Consider the following 22,262-nt stretch of genomic DNA (forward strand, 5'->3'; position numbering starts at 1 on the left):
CGATTACAAACCCGCTGTGCACATCCGTCAGCCGATTGCCGGCGCTCGGGTCCAGTCGATTTGAGCTTCGGGCACCGGCCGCCCGAACCAGTAGCCCTGCCCCAGATCGCACGCCTGCTCCAGCAGGAACGCCGCCTGCTCGGCCTGCTCGATGCCCTCGGCATGCACCTGCATGCCCATGCTGCGGGCCAGGGCGATGATTACCCGGACGATCGCTGCGTCGTCCTCGTCCCACGGCAGGCCGGCGACGAAACCCTGATCGATCTTGAGCTTCTGCACCGGCAGGCGCTTGAGCCGCAGCAGCGACGAATAACCGGTACCAAAGTCATCGATGGCCAGGCGAATGCCCAGTTCGCGCAGACGATGCATCTGTTCCAGTGCGACTTCCGGATCGTCCATCACCGCGCTTTCGGTGACTTCCAGTTCCAGATAGGCCGGGTCCAGCCCGGTGTCGTGCAGCACCTGCGCCACCTGTTGATACAACTCGCGACGGGCGAACAGCCGCGACGACACGTTCACCGCGACAAACGACAGCACGACCCCGGCCTGCTGCCATTGGCACATCTGCCGGCAGGCTTGCTGCATGACCCAGGCGTCGATTTCCGAGATCATCCCGGTGCGCTCGGCAATCGGGATGAACTCCGCCGGCGACACCAGCCCCCGCTGCGGATGCTCCCAGCGCACCAGCGCCTCGACACCGATCAGGCGGCTGGTTTTCAGGTCGTGCACCGGTTGGTAGTAAACCCGCAGTTCTTGCTGCTCCAGCGCACGGCGCAGTTCGAAGGCGATTTCCACTCGTTGCTGAGCGTGGGCGGTGAGTTCTTCGGTGTACAGCGCGTAGCCGTTGCGGCCGCTGCTCTTGGCCTTGAACAGCGCCGCATCGGCGTTGCGCAACAACTGTTCGGCGCTCAACGCATCGCTGGGGAACAAGCTGATGCCGAGGCTGGCGTTGATGAACAGTTCATGGCCGTCGAGGCAGAACGGCTCCTTGAGCGCATCGAGAATGCGTTGGGCCAGCGCCGCGGCCTGCGCAGGCTGTGGACAACTTTCCGCAAGCACCGCAAATTCATCGCCGCCCAGCCGCGCCAGGGTGATACCGGAGCCGAACAGCGCCTGCAAACGCGCGGCGACCGCCTTGAGCAAGCGGTCACCGATGTTGTGGCCGAGGCTGTCGTTGATCAATTTGAAATGGTCCAGATCGACCATCAGCAGCGCACAGCCGCGCTTGTGGGTCTGCGCCGACGCCAGCGCCTGTTCGGCGCGATCGCTGAACAGCAGGCGGTTGGGCAGATCGGTCAGCGGATCGTGGTGGGCCAGGTGCTTGAGTTCATGCTCGGAATCCTTGATCGCGCTGATATCGGAAAACACCGCGACGTAGTGGCTGAGCCGACCGTCTTCGTCCCGAATGACGCGGATCGTCTGCCATTGCGGATAAATCTCGCCGCTTTTACGACGGTTCCAGATCTCGCCGCTCCATTCATCCTGCGCCTGCAACGTGGCGAACATCGCCTGATAGAACCCTGGAGGATGGTGCCCGGACTTGAACAGGCTGGGCTGCTGGCCAATGACTTCTTCACGCTGATAACCGGTGATTTCCATGAAGGCGCGATTGACGTGCACGATCAGCCCCTGCCGATCCGTGACCAGCACGCCTTCGCGGGTGCAATCGAACACAGCAGCGGCCTGACGCAGGCGTTCGCGATCGGCCTGGCGCTCGCGCAACCGGGCACCAATGCCAAGGCATTCGAACAGGCGCGCCCGGGCAAGAAAGATCAAACCGGCGCTGAACACCACAAAGGCATAGCCGTTGATCAGTTGCCAACGCAGCAACTCATCAGAGCTATCGAAGAAACTGTTCAATAAATAGCCAATGCCTTGCAGCCAGACAACGGCAAGGACCAGGTAAAGCAGCGCTGCACGCAAGGCATCGCGGTATGAGGCAGACATTCGGCCGTCCATGTCCCTACAAAAATGTCGGGATTATAGGTCAAGAAACATCCAGCCATCTCTTATCTGAAAGGGCGACTGGTTTTATCTGTGTGCTTGGTGATAATGCAACGGCTGTTTTTTCTTTATCGAGGGCCCTATAGCCTATGTGGTACGAAGGTTTTCTTGGCTTGTCGGCCTGGTCACTGGTCGCCGTCACCCTGCTGATGACCCATGTGACGATCGTTGCCGTCACGGTCTACTTGCACCGCTACTCGGCCCATCGCTCCCTGGAGCTGAATGCCGGCCTGAAGCATTTCTTCCGTTTCTGGCTGTGGCTGACCACGGCGCAGAACACCCGCGAGTGGACGGCCATCCACCGCAAACACCACGCCAAATGCGAAACCGCCGATGACCCGCACAGCCCGGTCGTCAAGGGTCTGTCGACAGTGCTGCGCAAAGGCGCCGAGCTGTACCGCGAGGAAGCGCAGAACGCCGAGACCCTGCGCATCTATGGCAAGAACTGCCCGGAAGACTGGATCGAGCGCAACCTCTACAGCCGCCACCGGTTGCTGGGCATTGCAATCATGGCGGTCGTCGACCTGCTGCTGTTCGGCACCATCGGCATCACCATCTGGGCGATCCAGATGATGTGGATCCCGGTCTGGGCCGCCGGCGTGGTCAATGGTCTCGGCCATGCCATCGGCTACCGCAACTTCGAATGCCGCGATGCCGCGACCAATCTGGTGCCATGGGGCATCCTGATCGGCGGCGAAGAGCTGCACAACAACCATCACACCTACCCCAACTCGGCCAAACTGTCGGTCAAGAAGTGGGAATTCGACCTCGGTTGGGCCTGGATCCAGGTCTTCAGCTTCCTGCGTCTGGCCAAGGTGCAGCGCGTTGCGCCGATCGCCCACCGCGTCGAAGGCAAGGGCAGCCTGGACATGGACACCGCCATGGCGATCCTCAACAACCGCTTCCAGATCATGGCCCAGTACCGCAAGCTGGTGATCGGACCGCTGGTCAAGCAGGAGCTGGACAAGGTCGATCATTCGGTACGCCATCAGTTCCACCGCGCCAAGCGTCTGCTCTCCCGTGAAACCAGCCTGCTGGAGGATCGCCACCACGCGCGCATCCAGAACATGCTCGAGCACAGCCAGGCGCTGAAGGTAATTTACGAGAAACGTCTGGCCCTGCAGCAGATCTGGGTCAAGACCAGCGCAAATGGCCACGACATGCTCGCGGCCATCAAGGAATGGGTACACGAGGCCGAGGCCAGCGGTATCCAGTCCTTGCGCGAATTCGCCGACCAGTTGAAAACCTACTCGCTGCGCCCCGCCGCCGTCTGATGCCGTTGATCGGTGCGCCCGGTTCCCGGGCGCACCCTTCGGAACTTCACCCCCGATCCCCTATCTCAAAGACACTTCGCCACCCCCGGCGGGCTGTCCCGTGGCCGTTGTCGACTGATCGGCACGCCCTTTGAGATCCGTGTCGATGGTCAACAACAATCAAAAAGACTCATCCCTTCCCCAGTGGCCCGAAGCCGCACAAACCCTGATGGCGCTGATGCACGCCCAAGGCGAAGTGGCGCGCCTGAGCGAACGCGAACAGCTGTTCAGCTCGCTGCTGGTCAGCGTCAACGCCGTGCTTTGGGCCTTCAACTGGGAAACCCGTCAGGTGCTGTACGTCAGCCCCGCCTATGAACGGATTTTCGGCCGTTCGGCCGCCCTGCTGCTCGCCGACCATAACCAGTGGCGCGACAGCATCTACCCCGAGGATCTGGAATACGCTGAACGCAGCCTCGCCGAAGTGCTGCACAAAGGCGCCGTGGAAGACCGCGAATACCGGATCATCGACGCCGACGGTCAGGTGCGCTGGATCAGCGACAAGTGCTTCATCAACCGCCAGGAAGAACCGGGACAACCGGTGATCATCGTCGGCATCGCCGAAGACATCACCGAGAAAAAACAGATGGAAACCGAGCTGCAACGCCTGGCCACCACCGACGTGCTGACCCAAAGCAGCAACCGTCGACACTTCTTCGAATGCGCCAACCGCGAGTTTGAAGAAGCCCGTTTGCAGGGTGCGCCACTGGCGTTTCTGTTGCTGGACATCGATGACTTCAAAGTGATCAACGATACCTACGGCCACCCGGAAGGCGACCACGTGCTGCAACGAATCGCCGAAAGTGGCCGCGCCTCGTTGCGTCGGGGGGATCTGTTCGGACGGATTGGCGGTGAGGAATTTGCTGCGGTTTTTCCGGGCTGCGCGCCGGACATGGCGATGCAGGTGGCCGAGCGCCTGCAACAGGAAATCCAGCGTCTGAGCTTCAGCCACGGTGAACAGACCTTCGGCATCACCGTCAGCCAGGGCCTGACCAGCCTCACCCCGGAAGACGAAAGCCTCGACGACCTGTTCGCCCGAGCCGATGCGGCGATGTACGAGGCCAAGCGTCAGGGCAAGAACCGGATCATTTCCGGCTGAACACAGCGCTGATGCGGAACAAGCGCTATTTGCGCATCCGCATCAGCTCCGGCAGCCCGATCTTGAGCAGGCGCGCCGTGCGGCTCTTCGCCAGCTCCTCGACGCCCTCGTGCTCGGTCAGCCGCGCCATTTGCGCCGCCATGTTCATCACCAGCGCTTCGCGGGAGTACACCCCGCCACCGAGCTGGTAGACGGATGCAATCAACTCGCGCAGCTCCAGCGGCAAACGCCAGCGAGTACGCAACGCCGAGCCGTACGCCGCACCGAATTCCGCCAGCGCATCGCCGACTTCCTCCAGTTCATCCAGCTCGCCGCCGGCCTGCTTCCACTCCTGCAAACAACGCAGCAACGCCAGATCGCCGAGACGATGGAGCATCCCGGCGCAATAGCAGCGTTCCTGATCCAGATCGAGCAGACGCGCCAGGGTACGCGCGTATTCGGCGGTGTGCAGCGACAGGCCCCAATAACGCTCCGCGTAGTCCGCCAGGCATGGATCGCTGAGTCTGGCGCTGCGCTTGAGGGCCAGGCCGAGGATCAGGTTCATGCTTTGGCCGGTGCCCAGGCGATGCAGCGCCTGAGCCAGGGTCTGCACCGCCGCACCGTGATGCTGAGCGGCACTGTTGGCTGCGGCGATCAACACGGCGGTGATCTGCGGGTCGGTGCGGATTTCCTCTTCCAGCAGCTTCAGATCCAGCCCGTTGGGGTTGAGGCTGCGTTTGACCGCCACCTGAACGTCGGTCATCAACGGTGCGCCGTCGGCCTGCTCGCGGCGACGCTCGAGGAACACCGACAGGGTCATGCCCGGCGCCAGTGCGGGCACTTCGCAGAACACTTCCTCGCCGGCATTGAGCAGCAGCCCCTGCAAACGCTCGGTCAGGCTTTCCATGTTCAGGGGTTTGGCCAGGTAGGCCGTCGGCGCCAGCGGCAGGGCTTCGCGTACGCTGGCGCTGTCGTTGCGGCTGCTCATCAGAATGAACGGCAGCGGCGGATTGCGTTTGCGCTGGCGGACACTGCGCAACACGTTCAAACCGTCGACACCGGGCAACTCCCAGTCGACGATCGCCAGGTCATAGGGGACTTCACTGAGCAGCGTCATCGCCTCCTGGCCATCGGCGCACAGATCCAGCCGCGCATCGCAGCGCACATTGAGCAAAACCTGTTTGAGCAGGTCACGAGACCATGGGTCGGCCTCGGCAATCAGGACTCGGGGTACAGCGGGTAATTCGACGGCAGGCATGCTCGCCCTCCCTTGCAATGCTTGAACCTTAGCCAATGCTGGCGTTTCGATACAGCTCGAATGCGGGGTATGTGTTTCAGCAAGCGTAAAAAAACCCGCCGAAGCGGGTTTTTTGTCGATCCGATCACACAGTGCCCGGGCTTACAGCTCCGAGAAGCACTCTTCGATGATCGCCAGGCCTTTGTCCAGTTGCTCGTCCGGCGAGGTCAGCGGTACCAGGACGCGCAGAACGTTGCCGTAGGTGCCGCAGGACAGCAGGATCAGGCCCTTGTCACGCGCCTTGGCCACGACGGCAGCGACTGCGGTCGGGTTTGGCTTGTGGCTGTCGCCGTTTTCGAACAGCTCGACCGCGATCATGGCGCCCAGGGCACGGACTTCGCCGATCACCGGGTACTTGGCCTGGATGGCTTTCAGGCCGGTTACCAGACGCTCGCCGACAGCCTTGCAGCGGTCCAGCAGCTTTTCTTCTTCGAACACTTCCATCACGGCCAGGGCCGCGGCGCAAGCGATCGGGCTACCGGCGTAGGTGCCGCCCAGGCCGCCTGGCGCGATGGCGTCCATGTATTCGGCCTTGCCGCAGACACCGGCCAGCGGGAAACCGCCAGCGATGGATTTGGCGAAGGTGGTCAGGTCGGCGGCAACGCCCATCTGTTCCATGGCGAAGAAAGTACCGGTACGGCCAGCGCCGGTCTGCACTTCGTCAGCGATCAGCAGGATGCCGTGCTGGTCGCACAGGGCACGCAGACGCTTCATGAATTCTTTCGGCGCGACGTAGAAACCACCTTCGCCCTGAACAGGCTCGATGATGATCGCGGCGATGTCTTTCGGCTCGGCGTCGTTCTTGAAGATGCGCTCGATGGAAGCGATCGAGTCGTCGATGCTCACGCCGTGCAGTTCGTTCGGGTACAGCGCGCGGAAGATGCCGCCTGGCATCAGGCCCATGCCGGCCGAGTAAGGCACGACTTTACCGGTCAGGCCCAGGGTCATCATGGTGCGACCGTGGTATGCGCCAGTGAAAGCGATCACGCCAGCACGGCCAGTGGCAGCACGGGCGATCTTCACGGCGTTTTCAACGGCTTCGGAACCGGTGGTCACCAGCAGGGTTTTCTTGGCGAAGTCACCCGGTACGCGAGCGTTGATTTTTTCGCACAGCTCAACGTATGGCTCGTAGGCCAGTACCTGGAAGCAGGTGTGAGTCAGCTTGTTCAGTTGCTCGGTCACGGCGGCGATGATTTTCGGGTGCACGTGGCCGGTGTTCAGCACGGCGATACCGCCGGCGAAGTCGATGAACTCGCGACCTTCAACGTCGGTCACGGTCGCGTTCTTCGCGGACTCGGCGAAAATCGGGTGAATCTGGCCAACACCACGTGGAACAGCTGCGGTACGACGGGCCATCAGTTCAGCGTTAGTCTTGCTCATTACAGTCCTCATTCACCGCTCATCGGGCGGCGTGGTTCAAGGATTAAGCGGGAGGAATCGGCGGTGGCAGCATGCGATGATCGACTGCCACGGCGTTCCCGGCCGCAGAGAAAATTCCGGTTTGAAACGACGCAAAGGGACAGCGCTCTCGTGCCCTTTGCGTTTGCAGCGATCCCTTTCCCGGCTTAGATGCCCAGGCAGAGGTATTTGATTTCCAGGTAATCTTCGATGCCGTACTTGGAGCCTTCACGGCCCAGGCCCGAGGCCTTGATGCCGCCGAACGGCGCGACTTCGTTGGAGATCAGCCCGGTGTTGACGCCGACCATGCCGTACTCCAGGGCTTCCGCCACACGGAATACACGGCCCAGGTCGCGAGCGTAGAAGTAGGAAGCCAGACCGAACTCGGTGTCGTTCGACATCGCGATCACTTCGGCTTCGTCTTTGAAGCGGAACAGCGGCGCCAGCGGACCGAAGGTTTCTTCCTTGGCCACCGCAGCGTTTTTCGGCACGTTGGTCAGGATGGTCGGTTCGAAGAAGTTGCCTTCCATCTGCTTGCCACCGGCCAGCACGGTTGCGCCTTTGGCAACGGCGTCAGCGATGTGTTCTTGCACCTTGGCCACGGCCTTCTCGTCGATCAGCGGGCCGGTGGTGGTGCCATCTTCCAGACCGTTGCCGATCTTCAGTTTGGCAACGGCGACTTTCAGCTTCTCGGCGAAGGCGTCGTAGACCGAATCCTGAATGTACAGACGGTTGGCGCAGACGCAGGTCTGGCCGTTGTTGCGATACTTGGAAATAATTGCGCCTTCGACGGCCTTATCCAGGTCCGCGTCGTCGAACACGATGAACGGCGCGTTGCCGCCCAGTTCCAGCGAGACTTTCTTGATGTCCTTGGCGCATTCCGACATCAGCTGACGACCGATTTCGGTCGAACCGGTGAAGGACAGTTTGCGCACGATCGGGTTGCTGGTCAGCTCGCTGCCGATGTCGCCGGCGCTGCCGGACACCACGCTGAACACACCTTTAGGGATGCCGGCGCGCTGGGCCAGTTCGGCCAGGGCGAAAGCGGAGAACGGGGTTTGCGAAGCCGGCTTGAGCACCATGGTGCAACCAGCGGCCAGGGCCGGGCCTGCTTTACGGGTGATCATCGCCGCCGGGAAGTTCCACGGAGTGATGGCGGCGGTCACGCCGATCGGTTGTTTGATCACGATCAGGCGCTTGTCAGGCTGGTGGCCCGGAATCACGTCACCGTAGATGCGCTTGGCTTCTTCGGCGAACCACTCGATGAACGAAGCGGCGTAGACGATCTCGCCCTTGGCTTCGGCCAGTGGCTTGCCCTGCTCGAGGGTCATCAGGCGAGCCAGGTCTTCCTGGTTCTCGATGATCAGTTCGAACCAGCGACGCAGTTTGCCTGCACGCTCCTTGGCGGTCAGTGCACGCCAGGCCGGCAGCGCCTTGTCGGCGGCTTCGATGGCACGGCGGGTTTCGGCAGCGCCCATCTTCGGCACGGTGCCCAGGATTTCGCCAGTGGCCGGGTTGTTGACCTTGATCGTCTGACCGTTGTCCGCGTCGACCCAAGCGCCATCGATGAAGGCTTGCTGGCGGAACAACTGGGTGTCTTTAAGCTGCATGTCGGCTTTCCTTAACAGCACCGCGGCCAGCGCGGAGCAAAATTATGATTGTAGAAAGGCGCCTCGCAAGGCTGCCGTCAGGGAAATCATTCACCGGGCTGAAGCACCTGAAGAGTGCACGGTTGCAAACACGTGCGGCTCGGCACCCGATCAAAGAGCGTTTGAAATCTCAAACGGATCGTAGGATCAAAGGGGGTAAAGGACAATAGGTCGTTCGAAAAAAAGAACAAAAACGCCGCTTTTGCCGGATTTTTCAGATCAACGAGCAAACCAGCCTGCGCCGCAACGAAACCTTAGTTCAGTCCCGCCAAAGCGCCAAGCGAGCCTTTTGCAGGACGTTACAGCTTTATGGAATGCAGCGCTTTCGACCGACACGCGCACTGACAATAAGCGCCAAAACCCGGCATGGACGCCCCGAGCCGACCTAGGTATGATGTCGCCCGCTGCACCAGTAGCTCAGCTGGATAGAGTACTGCCCTCCGAAGGCAGGGGTCGTGGGTTCGAATCCCGCCTGGTGCGCCATGAACAGAAACGAGAAAGCCTCAGGCCGTAAGGTCTGGGGCTTTTTTGTGGGTGCTGATTGGCGACTCACTCCGTCGTCCAGTCAAACTCGTCATATTCATCATCGTCTTCGTCGTCCTCGATCAACTCATCATCAAGAACGTCTTCCTCCAGATCCTCTTCTGCCTGTTTCGCCAGAAGAAACTCCTTACGACTCTCGGTCACTGCTCGCCGCAGTTCCTCACCCTTCACCGGGCAGTTGAGCATTTGGGCGATGCGGTCGATTTTTTGGGCCACGGCATCCTCCAGCGCATCGGCAATGGCCTGATAGTGCGCGTTTTTATGGGGCAATGCCAAATGGCTGAGAGATCACCCGGTCAGTTCTGGCGGATTTGTTCGAGGCGCAGGTCCAGATTCACGCTCGGGTAACGCTTGTGCAGATTGTTGTACAGGGTATCGGCAGCCTGTGATTGACCGGATTCGCGCAGGCGCAGGACTTCGCGCAGTTGCTCGTCGAGGCCATTGGCCGGGGTGGCAGCGCGCTTGCTGACTTTGGCTTCGTCCGCGCTGTCGGCGCTGATCGATTCGCTTTGCATCGGCGCGGCCATTTCCGCCATCGGCGCAGGCGCAGGTGCGGATAACGCGCCAGCGGGTGCTGATAATGTCCGGGATTCGATGGCCTCTTTACGAGCCATTGGCGCAGCAGGTTTGGCGGCTGGGGCGAAATCGTAATGAGCCACGGGTTCCGGCGCGCGATGCACCAGCGACAGCATCAGCGCGATGCCGACCAGACTGGCGAAAGCTACCTGGTAGCGCGGTGTCTGGCAGGCCTTGATCCAGCGTTGCCAAAGGTTCGGTTTCGGTACCGGGATCTGGCGATGCGCGGCGCTGAGAATCAACGCGTCGAGATTTGCCGGCGGTTCGCCGGTCTGTTGCTCGCGGTAATGCCTGAGCAGTTGCTCTTCGGGTGTCTGGCGGGTGTCCGTCATGTCAGTACCTCCTCGGCCAGCAGCCGACGCAGTTTTTGCTGGGCGTAGCGCAAGCGGCTCTTGACGGTTTCCAGCGGTGTTTCGGTGAGGCTGGCGATTTGCGCCAGGTCGAGGTCGCCGTGGGCGCGCAGCAGGAATACTTCGCGCTGGTCGGCGGGCAAGGTTTGCAGGGCGCTGTCCAGGCGCTGACTGTCGCGGCTGAGGCTCAGCAGTTGCTCGGGGTCGCTCGCATGGTCACTGACCGCATGGGTCTGTTCGTCGTAACTGTCATGCAGCGGTTGATGGGCGCCATGTTTGCGCCAGTGATCGATCAGACGGTTGCGGGCAATCTGGAACAACCAGGTACGAAAAGTCGCCCGGCCTTGTGGCTGACTGCTGCTGCGGATCAGGCTCAGCCACGTTTCCTGATACACCTCTTCGGCCAGTTCCGGTTTGCCGCTCAACCCGAGCAGAAACCGGTACAGGCTCTGGCGATGGCGGGCGTACAGGATCTCGAACGCCTTGCCGTCGCCCTCGCGATAACGGGCCAGCAGCGATTCGTCGCTGCTGGCCTCAAGGCTGTCTGCGGAGGCAAACAGCTGTGTGATGAAGCCTTTGAGGCGGCTCACTATTCAATCCGTCGCTCAGTGGACATTCCGTTGGATGCTGTGGAAGTACGCAGGCTCTGCGCCAGTTCCACCAGTTGCACGAACTCGTTACGCAGGCCGAAGCGGTCATCGCCACGGGCACCTCGGGCCAACGCTTCGGTGTCCTTGAGGCTGAAATCACCGGTATAGCGGCCATCCTTGAGCTGCTGGGAAAACGCGGCGACGGCGGCGGCAAATCGCAGATCCTCGCTGGCCGGCGCGACTTGATTGGTAATTGGCCGCTCGATCAGAAGACTTTTCCCACCTTCAGGCTTTTGATATCGCACACGCAGCATTGCCAGTTCTCCTTTCTTTTCAGAAACCCCTGCATCGGTTTTTCCGTAACGCAGCGGTTCCAGCCAGCCCTTCTCGCCTGCGGGGACAATTTCATACAGCGCCGTCACCGTATGCCCCGCACCGATCTCACCGGCATCGACCTTGTCATTGCTGAAATCCTCACGCTTGAGCGCGCGGTTTTCGTAACCCAGCAGCCGGTATTCGCTGACCTGCGCCGGGTTGAATTCCACCTGCAATTTGACGTTTTTCGCCACCACGGCGAGGGTCGAACCGAGCTGATCCACCAACACCTTGCGCGCTTCACGCAGATTGTCGATGTAGGCGTAGTTACCGTCGCCGGCATCCGCCAGTTGTTCCATCAGATGTTCATTGTAGTTATCCACACCAAAACCCAGGGTGGTCAGGGAAATCCCGGTCTTGCGTTTATCCACAGCCATTTGCTTGAGGCTGTCGAAGTCGCTGACACCGACGTTGAAGTCACCGTCGGTGGCCAGCAGGATGCGGTTGATGCCTTTGGGGATGAAGGCTTGTTGTGCCATTTGATAGGCCAGTTCGATGCCGGAGGAGCCTGCGGTCGAGCCTCCCGCCGTCAACTGCTCGATGGCTGTGCGAATTTTCGCTTTTTCTCGTCCGGAGGTTGGCTCCAGTACGACTCTGGATTCGCCGGCATACACCACCAGCGACACGCGATCCTGCTCGCGCAGTTGATCGACCAGCAGCTTCAGGGTGCTTTTGACCAACGGCAGCCCTTCGCGACGATCCATCGAGCCGGACACGTCCACCAGAAACACCAGGTTGGCCGGCGCCAGTTCCGCCACCGCACGATCGGACGCCTTGATGCCGATGCGCAGCAGGCGGGTGTGCGAGTTCCACGGCGAAGTGGCCAGCTCGGTGGTCACGCCGAACGGCGATCCGTCAGTGGGCAACGCATAGTCATACGGAAAGTAATTGACCATCTCCTCAAGCCGCACCGCGCCTTCCGGCGGCAGGCGTCCCTGATTGAGCAGACGGCGGACATTGGCGTAGGCGCCGGTATCCACATCGGCACTGAAGGTCGAAACGGGCGTTTCGGCAACGCTGTGGATCGGATTATCCGCCAGGGTTTCGTATTGCTCACGCGGCTCGGCGCGATAGTCCTGTGGATAACTTTCCCCGGCCGGCATCGGTGCAAAACTGGCCATCGGCGCCGCCAACGCGCTGCGCTTGGCCAAGGAGTGATCGGCCATGACCACTTCTTGCTGCATCACGGGTTTCGAGGGGAGCTGTGCCGGTGGCGGCACGGCGGCGGATTCCGGACTGGAGGAAATGCCGCAACCGGCGACGGCCAACAGCACACCGGCAGCAAGGGGTCGCAGAAGCATCGAAGGAAGAGACATGGGGCTGACCTCGAGGAAGAATTGATCCATTCAACCTCTGAGACGGACAGCCCTTTCAGTTCGGGTTAAGCGCCGCCGAAAATTTTTTCAGCGGTGATAACGCCGCACTGCACTGCTGTTGCGCAGCACATGGCCTTTGATTTTCTCCAGCAGCTGCGCGCGAGTCAGGCCGGCCGGCAAGGCGTCGGGGGCCAGGTCCAGGGCGTAGATCTGAATGATGTAGTGGTGCGCACTGTCGCCAGTCGGCGGGCACGGGCCGACATAGGTGGTCGTGCCTTTGCTGTTGGTGCCGCCCAGGCCTTCGAAGGTCGGCTTGGTGCCAATGCCGGCCGGGATCTGCCGGGTCGTGGCCTTGATGCCGTAGTGAACCCAGTGATCGACGCCCAGGCCTTTCTGGCCGTCCGGATCGTGCATCACGATGGCGTAGCTCTGGGTGGCGGCCGGGCCGGCGTTCCAGCTCAGGGCCGGCGACTGGTTCTTGCCGCCGCAACCGGCGGCATCGCTGGCTGCCGCCGCGGTGAACAGACGGTTGTCCGAAACACCAGGAATGCTGAGGGTGAAGCGCTCCTGGGCCTGCGCCGGAAACTGCACGCAAAGGGCGACGGCAACGGCCGCCAGCCAAGGGTTGAGAGAGGTCAATCGGGTCATTCCGGGAGCACCTTGTGCAGTTGGGCCGTCTTCGGCCTGCAGACTATAGCTGTACCGTTCGTGCCGTGGCAGTGGCAAATGACGCCCATTGGTATCACCGCGCTTACAGACGGTTCACCGGCTCACGGTTATCGTCGTCCTCGGCATGCAGAAAGATCACCCGCGGATGCTCCAGTGGCGCCAGCGGTGGCGGCAATTCCGCCTGTTCCACCGGCCACAGGTGCGGCACCACATGGCTGACATCGCCATCCTGATTGTTGTGGATGGTGATGACGCCCGGGCTGCGAAGTTTCTGCAGGCGGTCATCGCACAGCTTGAAGCTTTTGCTCAGGCCATCATCGTCAACCACCGGTGCGGCCAGCCGACGCTGAGCAAAACTGCGGCTCTTGCGTTGTTGATAACGCGCCCAGGAAATCAGAATGACGGCGTTGACCAGCGCCACCCACAGGTAGATCTGCAAGGTCCCCAGCGCTTCGAACGCCGAGTTATCGATGCGCGGCCCGCCGGCATGGGTTTCGATCAGCGGCCACAGCCCGCGCACCAACAGATACAGCAGGCCAACCCAGGCCAGCACCGTGAGGAACACATCGACCACCACCAGGAATGGTCGCTGGCGGGTCCGGATGATTTTCATTTGATGACCTCCTCTTCGTCGTCCCCGACCGGTTTGATACCCCGGTCCGGGCTGACCCAACGCGCACGCTTCTGATGCTGGCCGAACAGCACCTTAGGAAAACTGACCAGCGTGGTCAGCAGGCTGATGAACCAGAACACCAATGGATACCAGACCACCCAGAACATGGTCTTGCCCAGACCCGGCTCGTAGCGCCGGTCGATGATGATGCTGACCGCGAACTGCACCAGGCAGACAAACGCCAGCAGCAACCCGGTAAACGCCGGGGGCATCAGGTGATGCACGGCGATCGCTTCGGGCATGACCATGAATTTGCCCATCACCCAGAAAATCACCGACAACAGGAAAGTGAACGCCCACCCGGTCGACAGGCAGTATTCGAACAGCAGCGGCCACAGGTAACGGTGACGGTATTGCCAGATGCCGCGAATGTTCTTGAACAGCACTTCGGCACCGCCCTGGGCCCAGCGCAGGCGCTGCTTCCACAGCCCGCCCAGGGTTTCCGGCATCAGGATCCAGCACAGGGCGCGGGGCTCGTAGAAGATGCTCCAGTGGTCCAGTTGCAGTTTCCAGCTGATGTCGATGTCTTCGGTGATCATGTCCGGGCTCCAGTAGCCGACCCGGTTCAGCGCCGTGCGGCGGAACGCGACGATCACACCCGACACGGTGAAGATCCGCCCGAACACTCGCTGGGTGCGTTTGATCAGCCCGATGATCGACGAGAACTCGCCGACCTGAACCCGCCCGACCAGCGTCGAACGCGTACGGATCCGCGGGTTACCGGTCACCGCGCCCAGTCGCGCGTTGTCGAGCATCGGCGCCACGAGGTAAGCCGCCGTGTTCGGCGCCAGCAGCGCATCACCGTCGATGCACACCAGATATTCGCTGCGTGCAGCGATGGCGCCCATGCGCAGTGCCACGGCCTTGCCCTGGTTCTCCGCCAGGTGCAGCACACGCAACCGTGGATCTTCCTTGGCCAGCGCATCCAGCACTTGCGCGGTGTTGTCCTTGGAGCCGTCGTTGATCGCGATGACTTCGATGTTCGGGTAATGCTGGGCCAGCGCCGCGTGAATGGTGTCGGCGGCGTTGTCGCCCTCGTTGTAGCAAGGGATCAGGATCGAAATCAGCGGTTCGCCTTCCAGCGGTGGCGGCAGCGTGTCGTCCTTCCACGGCCAGTGCCGCTCCCAGTGCAGCCAGAAATACAGGCCGCCGGAAATCCACAACCCGGACATGAACAGCGGGTAGAAGAACACGAAGTCCATCAGGAATTGCCCGGTGACCAGGAAGATCAGCCCCAGCGGGACGCCGAGGACAATCGCCAGAACAAGCAGGGCCAGCAGTCTATCCAGCATGTCATGGGTTCCATTTGTTGGAGAGCGCAGGCCGCACGGTTTTCAGGTCCGGCAGGTTCTCGAGGAAGTTGTCCGGGTAGTAGCCGAAACTCGTCGCGCCCTGACGCTTGAGGCGGCCCATCCAGTCGGCCAGTTGTGCACCGTCGATGTCGGCCTGGTCCTTTTTCGTCCAGTCCCGGGCCTGCAATTCGAACACCGTGCGATCCAGCGCACCGGGGCGCTGTTTGATCTTCGCCACCAGTTCTTCCAGCCACGGGCCGGATTGCGCATGGGTCTGCTTTTCCATGAGCGGCATGGCCATCGGCGCCGTCCAGTCGTAGCTCACGAGGAAGTCGTCGAGGTTCTGCGCGAACCACGCTTCGCTTTGCGGATTGAGCACCGGCTCGGCAAAGATGTTGCGTGCGGTCAGCACTTGCGGGCCGCGAATCGCGCGGACCTTGGCGGTCAGTTCGTTGGTGAAGTCGATCAGGTAGCGGCTCTTGAATCGTGTCCAGCGCTGCATGGCTGCCGGATCGTCGCGCAGGGCGGCAATCGAGCCCGGCAGACCGTGGGCGGCATAGGCCTTGAGAGCCTCGGGGCTGGCGTCCTCGAAGTCCGACAGCACGGCGTCGTCGTGGTAGAGGATGCCGTCGACCGAGGTCAGGCGCGCCACGTCTTCGTAGATTTCACCGATGATCCGTCGCACTTCGGGGTCGAACGGCGACAGCCGTTTGTACTGATCCGGGTCGACCGACGTGGTGCCGGTCTTCGGATCCCAGCGCGTGACCCGTGGCAATTTCGAATCCAGCGCAAAACTCAGCACCGGCATCCAGGCGAACACTTTCACGTGAGCCCGAGTGCGCAACTGCCAGGCGACACGGTCGAAAATGTCGGCACGCATGGGCAGATGACGGTTGGGGAAGTACAGCGAATGCACCAGGCCATCGCCTTTCGGATCGGCGAAGGCTTGCAGGAACACCGTGTTGGCGCCCATGTCGGCCATGCGTTGGATCAGTTTGCCGAGGTTCACTTCCTGTTGCGCAGGATCCGGGTCGTAGACGTTGTCCAGGTCCACATGCACCACGCGCATGGCGAAATCGGACTGCACCGCCACGATGCTGTTGGCGAAATGCTCGCCGTCCGGGTCGGAGGCGACGAGGAATCGTGGGCTGCTCATCAGGTTGTCTAAGGCATCGAGACCGTCGTCGAGGGTCAGGGCCATTTCATAACCCTGCTCGCTCACCACGGTCAGCGAAGTGCCGTCCGCCGTACCGTATGGCCAGACCCAGATACGCGGTTTCTTGCCGGTGGCCTTGCGGATTTTCTCCGAAATGGTGGCCACGTCGGTGCGGATCCGCGCCTGGAAATCCGCCTCGGTTTCATAGCGTTTGGTCACCGGATCGTAGCGCCGGGTCGCGGCGGCCGGCTGCAGGTTGCCTTGCGGGTTGGCGAGGATGCCTTTGTGGCTGGCATCGGTGTGAGCGGCGATTTCCACGAGGCCGGATTGCGAGATTTCGCGCACCTGATCCCAGGTCAGGAAGTCAGAGCGCTGACGCGGAGTGCCGGCGAAATCCACCGGTTGATTCAGCGGTGTGTCGATCCACACGCCGACCGGCGCCAGCAGCGCATGCCAGTTGTAGGCACGCAGCACCGGCAGCACACGGGTGTAGAAGCTCGCATAACCGTCGTCGAAGCTGAGCAGGATCGCCTTCGGCGGCAACTCCGGCCCGCCCTTGCGCGCGGCCATGATCTGATCGACCGTCACCGGCTTGTAGTTGTTTTCCCGCAGCCACGCCAGTTGCTCGATCATGCGCTCGGTGCGCACCGCCACCACCGCCTGATCGGGATCCCGGTCTTCGATGTCGTGGTAGGCAATGCCCAGCACGTGGTTTTTCGGCCATGGTTTTTCATTGGCCGCCACCGGGCGCTCGGACGGCGGTGCGAAGGCCGGAGCTTGCTGGGCGCAGGCGCTGACCAGCAGCACTCCCAGCAGAAGGATGAAACGCGAAATAAAAGGCATCTTCAAACTCTTCTAGAAGCGGAAAGTGAGGTCGACGAGCAGACGCAGATCGGTTTCCCGGTCACCGTCGTAGGGCCGGTTGATCACACTGAACAAACCACCCACCTCGAACACGTCGTTCCAGGCATAGCGCTGGCCGTAGCCCAGCAACGCCATGCCGCCGGTGCCGTGGTCACGCTGGCTGTACGTACCCGCACCGGCCTGGAACTGCTGGCTCCAGGAGGTTTCGTAGCGGTGGTAAAGCACGTGGTTGACGTTGACCGTCGGCATCACGCTGAGGTCCGCCTTCGGGTTGTAGTACGGCACGTCTTCGGAATTGGAGTTGTGGCTGGTGGCGACTTCCAGACCCGCGTCGACCTGCACGTGGGTGGTGCTGTAGACGCCTTCGCGCCCGGTCAGCAAGGCTTCGACGCGGTTGTTGCCGTCGCTGAAATGCGACGGGCTGACCGACAGTTTCCACTCGCGGCTTTCGTTGGCGCGCCAACGGATGAAACCGCTGCCGCCGTTGGCCTTGATGTCGCTGTTCAACGCGCGCAACGGGGTGTCGGCCGACAGGTATTCAAGGCTGCCGCCGTACTGCCAGTTGTCGTTGATGTCCCGGGCAATCGCCAGACGAGAGCCCTGCTTGTCGCCGTAACCGTAGGAATGGTTGGAGACCTCGGCTTCAAGGGTCATGTCACGGGTGCGGCGCTCCAGGCCGACGCGCTGGAAGCGGTGGTTGCCGGTGCCTTCGGCGAAGTCGCCGGTGGCATAACCGACCCCGGCGAACACACGCCAGTCTTCATCGATCGGCGGGCTGTACAGCGTGCTCTGGATGCCGAAGTCCCGACTGCCGCTGACCGCGCCGGCATTGCCGCCGCTGCCGCCATTGGCCTTGCCGCCGTAGGCTTCGACGCGCAGCTCGGACATGTCATGCACTTCGCGCTCGCGTGCGGCGCGCTGAACCTGGCGGTTGTCCGGGAAACGCTCGACGACGTCGTCGGTCAGCGCATCCATCTGCCGCCATTCCTGCAAAGTCATGGCCGTGCGGGCCTGAGCGACTTCCAGGCCCATGTCCCGTGGTACCACGCTCTCGACTTCCTTGAGCTGGCTTTCTGCGCGACGCGGCCATTGGCGGGCCAGGTACAGATCGGCCTGGGACAGGCGCAAGCCGATGTTTCCTGGCGCCTGATCGACCAGCGTCTGCAAGCGATCCTCGCCGTGGGGCAAGTCCGCGCCGTAGGTACCGGCAGCCTGTGCCGAGAGCAATTGCGCGTCCATCCAGTCGTCGCTGGGGTTGCCGATTGGCAGTCCCTTGAGTTCGACGCGCGGTTTCTCGTTTTTGGCCAGGTCTTCGGCGACCTTGCGTGCCTCGTCGGCCCGGTCGCTCTCCAGCAGCGAGTAATACAGCGCGGTGGTGTCTTCGAGGCGATCGCCGGCATCGGCGTCCGGCGCCGAGAGCACCTGGCGATAGAGATCGGTGGCGACTTCCGGTTGCCGTCGATCCAGATAAGACGCGGCGACCCAACGCAAAGCGTAGGTCGGAATCTTCACGCCTTCCGCTTGCAGCTTCTGGTATTCGGTGATGACGTCGGCAGTACGCGCCCGGGCCTTGAGGGCGCCCATGCGGTCGATGCGCCAGCGGGTCACATCGTCGTGGGCGCTGGCGTCGGGGGTCCAGGTGGCGAGCAGTTTGTCGTAGTCGGCCAACGCACGGTCGGCGATCACATAACGTTCTTTTTCGCTGCGGGTGGCGAATTCGGCGAGACGCACGCGTTCGGCAGCCAGATCGCCTTCGAGACGGCGCAGCGTCACCGGATCGATCAGCCCCGGACGCTGGTTGGCCAGGCGTAGCGCAGGCTCAGGCAGACGGGCTTTTTGCAGAGCGACCACGTACTCACGGGCAACTTCCGGTTTGCTGCCGGCACGAGAGAAGGCCTGATCGTATTCGAACAGTGCGTCGTATTGCTTGCCGGCGCGGGTCAGGGCATAGCCCAAGGCGAGACGGCGGGAAGGATCGTCGGGCTTGGCCACCACCAGCGCTTTCGCACGGGTCACAGCCTCGTCGGGTTTGCCGGAATCAGCCTGGGTCAACGCCAGACCGAGTTGCAGGTCGGCATTGTTCGGTTCCAGCGCCAGGGCCTTGGTGTAGACCTCGGAGGCCTGATCCCAGCGTTTGAGATTGCGATAGGCGCGGGCGGTGGCGGTCAGGGCCTGGATCGGCAATGCGCGGCCGCGTCCCTGGGTCTCGTAGACCTGCACCACTTCGGCGTCGAGCCCGGCCCAACTGGCGATTTGCAGGTGATCGCTGACCTGCCCGGTGGAAGCCTGGGCCGGCGGCACTTGACGCAAAGCGGTCAGCGCAGGCGTGTAATGCCCTGCCCGGGCGTCGAGCACCATTTGATCGTAGGCCGTATCGGCCAACGCGAGCACCGGCCAGAGCAACTGGCTGCACAGCGCGACTCGAAACAAAGGGCGTAAACCACGATGTAATACGGGAACATCAGTACGCGGCATTCGTCAGCATCCTTACATGGCCAGCCGGGTTGCAATGCCCCCCCTTGCCCAATTCGTAACGGAGGCCAAGTCAGAATCACTTGGCCAAGCTTATCCAAGCAGTCTTGCACGCAAGCGTAGACCAATATTCAGAACACAATATTTGTTCAGATTCGTGACCGGAAACGCTGGCGCGCGCCGCAAACGCAGAGTCCAGACAGCAAAACGCCCGGCGTCTGCGGGAAGCAAAGGCCGGGCGTTGAGGTGTAGCGAGGGGTTTTACTGTTCCTGGCTCACGTTGACGCCAGCGAATTTGCTCATCAGGAAACCGACGAACTGCTCGACGGTCATTTTCTGGCCGTTGAACTCCACCTGATTGGCGGCGTAATGCAACTTGGTCGTCACATTGGTGCCATCCAGCGTTGCCAGCTGCGAACCCACGGCCATGCCGGAGAACATGTCGGCAGCGGCGCTGGCCTGGTCAACGATGGCTTTGGCGTCGGTCTGACCATCGATCTGGGCCTGAACGCTGAGCAGATCCACCAGCATCGGCTTGGACACCTGCACATTGACGTCGAGCAGCGCGATCAGCTGTTTGCCCAGTTGATCCGGCGGCAGGTCCATCGAGGCCGGTTTGGTCAGGTCGAGCACCAGATTGGCCCGGCTTTCACCGTTGGCGGTTTTCAGCGACAGGTCTTCCAGCGCCAGCTGCGGGCCGGCTGCCAGCAGTTTCTGCAGGTCAGCCTTGACCTGAGTGGACTCGGCTTCGGTCAGGTTCAGCTCGGGCGCCGGCAGACCGGCGGCGGTGGCTTCGGCGGCGGCTTTTTCGTACGGCTGCAGCTTGGTCTGGTAGATCTGCATCAGCGACAGGGCCGACGGGATGTCGAGGTTTTTCAGGCTCATGGCCAGATTGGCCGAACCGATTTTCTTGTCGTTGAGGGTCACTTCACCGATTTTGTAATCGGCACGACCGGAAGCATTGGTGCCGTTTTCTTCGGTGAGGTTCTTCATTTCGAAGTTCTTCACACCCAGCACGGACTGCTTGGCGCCGAAAGTGGTCTTGCTGCTGGTCAGTTCCAGGGTGTTTTCGCCGGTGTAGTAGCCGTAGCTGCTCTTGGCGAGGTTGCTGGCCAGGGTCAGGCCGCTGAGTTCGATCTGCACCGGCGCCTGGTCTTCAGCCACGGTGGTCAGGTGCAGGCTGTCCATGTAGCCGTTGGCCTTGACCTTCTGCGCCTGGGCACTGGCGGAGATATCCATGTTCAGGCCGGAGAATTTCAGGCTCGACTGCTCGTCCAGTGCGGTTTCCAGTGGCAGCAGTTCGATGTTGCCGGTGGTGGACTGGTCGTAGCCGATATTGACCACACCCTTCAGTGGCGCGGCGCCCTTGGTGGCGGCGAACCATTTCTCGGTGATCGGGGTCTTTTCCAGCTCGTAGTGACTGGTGGCCATGACCGGCAGCCATTTCAGCGAGACCAGGCGGGAGAACGGCAGCGGACCATGTTCAATGTTATCGACGAACAACAGCTCGACCGGCGCCTCACCGAACATCTCGCCTTCGCCCTTGAGGCGATAGTGCGCGGTGCTGCTGAAGGTGTGACGTTCCAGCGACACCAGCTCCAGCGACGCACTGCCGTTGGAACCGGCCATGGCGGCTTGCAGCTCTTTGTTGGCATCGACGACGGCGTTGTTGAGCACGCCTTCGATCTTGGTGCCGGTGTACCAGGCCCCGCCGACGCTGATGGCGCCGATGGCAACAACGATTCCGAGAAGCACGCCTGCTGATTTATTCATGAATGACCTGATCGATTTCCGTGGCTGAAAGTGTGGTCGTCTTCCGTGAACCCGTGACCGGGCCGTGGCTCGACTCCGCTGAATTTAGCGGTGGAGATTAGCACTGGCAGCGCGGGGCGGCCCAATGTTTAAAGGTTAAAGAGTGTCCACGGGACATGGACAAACAAAAAGATCGCCGGGTTCGGCGATCTTTCGGGAGGTCAGGAATACTGCACCTCGATCTCATCGAGCTGATGATCGAAGCTTTTCAGGCGCGCGGTCCACGTATACACCAGCACCTCGAAATCCCGGTCGATCACCGCCCCGCCCGGCCCGTCGCCGCGCGGGTCGCAGAAATCCAGTTGATAGCGCTCACGGGCCATGGCCGTGGCGACGTCGGACAATTCACGCGCATTGTTCAGCCAGTGCCAGCCTTCATCGGCGACTTGTCTGTCGAGTGCCAGGCATTGTTTTTTCAGGGCTTCGAGGCTTTTTTCCAGTGGGGTGCCGGTGAGTTCGCCCATGACCTCGGCGAAGGTGCGTCCCGGTTGCCAGTAGCTGCCCCAGAAGTAGCGGTCGAACACGGTTTCGACTTTGCGCAGCGCGACCTTGGTGTCCCAGATCAGCAGCAGGGTCTTGCTTTGTTCAAGCTGCCTTTTTTTGAGCTTTTGCACCTGCACCAACGACCAGGCCACCACCACGATCGCCATCACGGCGATCAACGCAGTCGCGCTGTCGAGGAAGACCATCGCCTTGTCGATCTGGTGGGCCAGCATGATGCCGTAGAAATAGGTGGCCGACAGCAGCACCAGTGCGACCAGGGCGCACCAGAAGCCGAGAGCGTAAGGGTTTTTCATTATTGGTTTCCCCTAGACCTGCGCTAGCAATGTGCACTGAA

The 22,262-nt window shown here is 61.6% G+C and carries 17 protein-coding genes and 1 tRNA gene; 3 read left to right on the top strand and 15 right to left on the bottom strand.

The window, feature by feature from the left end:
• Nucleotides 1–27 precede the first annotated feature (27 nt).
• Nucleotides 28–1,947: a phosphodiesterase DibA gene (gene dibA, locus AC1RMX_RS09185; protein WP_192559464.1), complete on the bottom strand. Its 1,920-nt coding sequence runs from the start codon at nt 1,945–1,947 to the stop codon at nt 28–30.
• A gap of 146 nt (nt 1,948–2,093) precedes the next feature.
• On the opposite strand from dibA, the gene desA reads away from it, so the two are divergent.
• Complete coding sequence (gene desA, locus AC1RMX_RS09190) at nt 2,094–3,278, top strand: delta-9 fatty acid desaturase DesA (RefSeq protein WP_493065909.1); 1,185 nt, start codon at nt 2,094–2,096, stop codon at nt 3,276–3,278.
• Between the two features lie 145 nt (nt 3,279–3,423).
• Complete coding sequence (locus tag AC1RMX_RS09195) at nt 3,424–4,413, top strand: GGDEF domain-containing protein (protein WP_096821857.1); 990 nt, start codon at nt 3,424–3,426, stop codon at nt 4,411–4,413.
• A 25-nt stretch (nt 4,414–4,438) separates the two neighbouring features.
• On the opposite strand, the gene AC1RMX_RS09200 is transcribed toward AC1RMX_RS09195, so the two are convergent.
• From AC1RMX_RS09200 to gabD, 3 genes are all read right to left on the bottom strand, one after another.
• Nucleotides 4,439–5,650 carry a response regulator gene (locus tag AC1RMX_RS09200; protein ID WP_096821856.1) on the bottom strand — a complete coding sequence of 404 codons (1,212 nt, stop codon included), beginning with the start codon at nt 5,648–5,650 and terminating at the stop codon, nt 4,439–4,441.
• Nucleotides 5,651–5,791: 141 nt separating this feature from the next.
• Nucleotides 5,792–7,069, bottom strand: a complete 1,278-nt coding sequence (gabT, locus tag AC1RMX_RS09205) for a 4-aminobutyrate--2-oxoglutarate transaminase (protein ID WP_007957613.1) — start codon at nt 7,067–7,069, stop codon at nt 5,792–5,794.
• A gap of 185 nt (nt 7,070–7,254) precedes the next feature.
• Nucleotides 7,255–8,697: an NADP-dependent succinate-semialdehyde dehydrogenase gene (gene gabD, locus AC1RMX_RS09210; RefSeq protein ID WP_085733392.1), complete on the bottom strand. Its 1,443-nt coding sequence runs from the start codon at nt 8,695–8,697 to the stop codon at nt 7,255–7,257.
• Nucleotides 8,698–9,142: 445 nt separating this feature from the next.
• Between gabD and AC1RMX_RS09215 the strand changes: the two genes are divergently transcribed.
• A tRNA-Arg gene (locus AC1RMX_RS09215) sits at nt 9,143–9,219 on the top strand.
• 66 nt (nt 9,220–9,285) lie between these two features.
• Here the strand turns inward: AC1RMX_RS09215 and AC1RMX_RS09220 are convergent.
• The 11 genes from AC1RMX_RS09220 to AC1RMX_RS09270 form a co-directional block, all read right to left on the bottom strand.
• Nucleotides 9,286–9,555 carry a hypothetical protein gene (locus AC1RMX_RS09220; protein ID WP_493071552.1) on the bottom strand — a complete coding sequence of 90 codons (270 nt, stop codon included), beginning with the start codon at nt 9,553–9,555 and terminating at the stop codon, nt 9,286–9,288.
• Between the two features lie 20 nt (nt 9,556–9,575).
• Complete coding sequence (locus AC1RMX_RS09225) at nt 9,576–10,187, bottom strand: hypothetical protein (protein WP_493071554.1); 612 nt, start codon at nt 10,185–10,187, stop codon at nt 9,576–9,578.
• The gene (locus AC1RMX_RS09230) at nt 10,184–10,765 is read right to left on the bottom strand and encodes an RNA polymerase sigma factor (protein WP_255261958.1); all 582 of its coding nucleotides are present in this window, start codon (nt 10,763–10,765) and stop codon (nt 10,184–10,186) included. Before AC1RMX_RS09230 ends, AC1RMX_RS09225 begins: the two co-directional genes overlap by 4 nt.
• A gap of 29 nt (nt 10,766–10,794) precedes the next feature.
• Complete coding sequence (locus tag AC1RMX_RS09235; RefSeq protein WP_493071556.1) at nt 10,795–12,486, bottom strand: vWA domain-containing protein; 1,692 nt, start codon at nt 12,484–12,486, stop codon at nt 10,795–10,797.
• 87 nt (nt 12,487–12,573) lie between these two features.
• Nucleotides 12,574–13,134 carry a YbhB/YbcL family Raf kinase inhibitor-like protein gene (locus tag AC1RMX_RS09240; RefSeq protein ID WP_085733396.1) on the bottom strand — a complete coding sequence of 187 codons (561 nt, stop codon included), beginning with the start codon at nt 13,132–13,134 and terminating at the stop codon, nt 12,574–12,576.
• A gap of 103 nt (nt 13,135–13,237) precedes the next feature.
• Nucleotides 13,238–13,768 carry a poly-beta-1,6-N-acetyl-D-glucosamine biosynthesis protein PgaD gene (pgaD, locus tag AC1RMX_RS09245; protein ID WP_096821852.1) on the bottom strand — a complete coding sequence of 177 codons (531 nt, stop codon included), beginning with the start codon at nt 13,766–13,768 and terminating at the stop codon, nt 13,238–13,240.
• Complete coding sequence (gene pgaC, locus AC1RMX_RS09250; protein ID WP_096821851.1) at nt 13,765–15,120, bottom strand: poly-beta-1,6-N-acetyl-D-glucosamine synthase; 1,356 nt, start codon at nt 15,118–15,120, stop codon at nt 13,765–13,767. Before pgaC ends, pgaD begins: the two co-directional genes overlap by 4 nt.
• A gap of 1 nt (nt 15,121) precedes the next feature.
• Nucleotides 15,122–17,119 (bottom strand): poly-beta-1,6-N-acetyl-D-glucosamine N-deacetylase PgaB, encoded by a 1,998-nt coding sequence (gene pgaB / locus AC1RMX_RS09255; RefSeq protein ID WP_096821850.1) that lies wholly within the window; start codon nt 17,117–17,119, stop codon nt 15,122–15,124.
• Between the two features lie 12 nt (nt 17,120–17,131).
• A complete protein-coding gene (gene pgaA / locus AC1RMX_RS09260) occupies nt 17,132–19,615 on the bottom strand; it encodes a poly-beta-1,6 N-acetyl-D-glucosamine export porin PgaA (protein ID WP_493071558.1) in 2,484 nt (827 codons plus the stop codon).
• A 258-nt stretch (nt 19,616–19,873) separates the two neighbouring features.
• Complete coding sequence (locus tag AC1RMX_RS09265) at nt 19,874–21,385, bottom strand: YdgA family protein (RefSeq protein WP_493071561.1); 1,512 nt, start codon at nt 21,383–21,385, stop codon at nt 19,874–19,876.
• A gap of 200 nt (nt 21,386–21,585) precedes the next feature.
• Nucleotides 21,586–22,221 carry an NADH:ubiquinone oxidoreductase subunit N gene (locus AC1RMX_RS09270; protein WP_096821847.1) on the bottom strand — a complete coding sequence of 212 codons (636 nt, stop codon included), beginning with the start codon at nt 22,219–22,221 and terminating at the stop codon, nt 21,586–21,588.
• Nucleotides 22,222–22,262: the final 41 nt, after the last annotated feature.

The sequence above is a fragment of the Pseudomonas sp. GW822-FHT03F04 genome, from assembly GCF_058801405.1.

Bases quoted from the DNA above. Each gene is read 5' to 3' on its own strand.
- gabT (WP_007957613.1), bottom strand. From the start codon at position 7,069: ATGAGCAAGACTAACGCTGAACTGATGGCCCGTCGTACCGCAGCTGTT.
- pgaD (WP_096821852.1), bottom strand. From the start codon at position 13,768: ATGAAAATCATCCGGACCCGCCAGCGACCATTCCTGGTGGTGGTCGAT.
- dibA (WP_192559464.1), bottom strand. From the start codon at position 1,947: ATGTCTGCCTCATACCGCGATGCCTTGCGTGCAGCGCTGCTTTACCTG.
- AC1RMX_RS09195 (WP_096821857.1), top strand. From the start codon at position 3,424: ATGGTCAACAACAATCAAAAAGACTCATCCCTTCCCCAGTGGCCCGAA.
- AC1RMX_RS09235 (WP_493071556.1), bottom strand. From the start codon at position 12,486: ATGTCTCTTCCTTCGATGCTTCTGCGACCCCTTGCTGCCGGTGTGCTG.
- AC1RMX_RS09240 (WP_085733396.1), bottom strand. From the start codon at position 13,134: ATGACCCGATTGACCTCTCTCAACCCTTGGCTGGCGGCCGTTGCCGTC.
- AC1RMX_RS09265 (WP_493071561.1), bottom strand. From the start codon at position 21,385: ATGAATAAATCAGCAGGCGTGCTTCTCGGAATCGTTGTTGCCATCGGC.
- AC1RMX_RS09270 (WP_096821847.1), bottom strand. From the start codon at position 22,221: ATGAAAAACCCTTACGCTCTCGGCTTCTGGTGCGCCCTGGTCGCACTG.
- pgaB (WP_096821850.1), bottom strand. From the start codon at position 17,119: ATGCCTTTTATTTCGCGTTTCATCCTTCTGCTGGGAGTGCTGCTGGTC.
- AC1RMX_RS09225 (WP_493071554.1), bottom strand. From the start codon at position 10,187: ATGACGGACACCCGCCAGACACCCGAAGAGCAACTGCTCAGGCATTAC.
- pgaC (WP_096821851.1), bottom strand. From the start codon at position 15,120: ATGCTGGATAGACTGCTGGCCCTGCTTGTTCTGGCGATTGTCCTCGGC.
- desA (WP_493065909.1), top strand. From the start codon at position 2,094: ATGTGGTACGAAGGTTTTCTTGGCTTGTCGGCCTGGTCACTGGTCGCC.
- pgaA (WP_493071558.1), bottom strand. From the start codon at position 19,615: ATGCCGCGTACTGATGTTCCCGTATTACATCGTGGTTTACGCCCTTTG.
- AC1RMX_RS09200 (WP_096821856.1), bottom strand. From the start codon at position 5,650: ATGCCTGCCGTCGAATTACCCGCTGTACCCCGAGTCCTGATTGCCGAG.
- gabD (WP_085733392.1), bottom strand. From the start codon at position 8,697: ATGCAGCTTAAAGACACCCAGTTGTTCCGCCAGCAAGCCTTCATCGAT.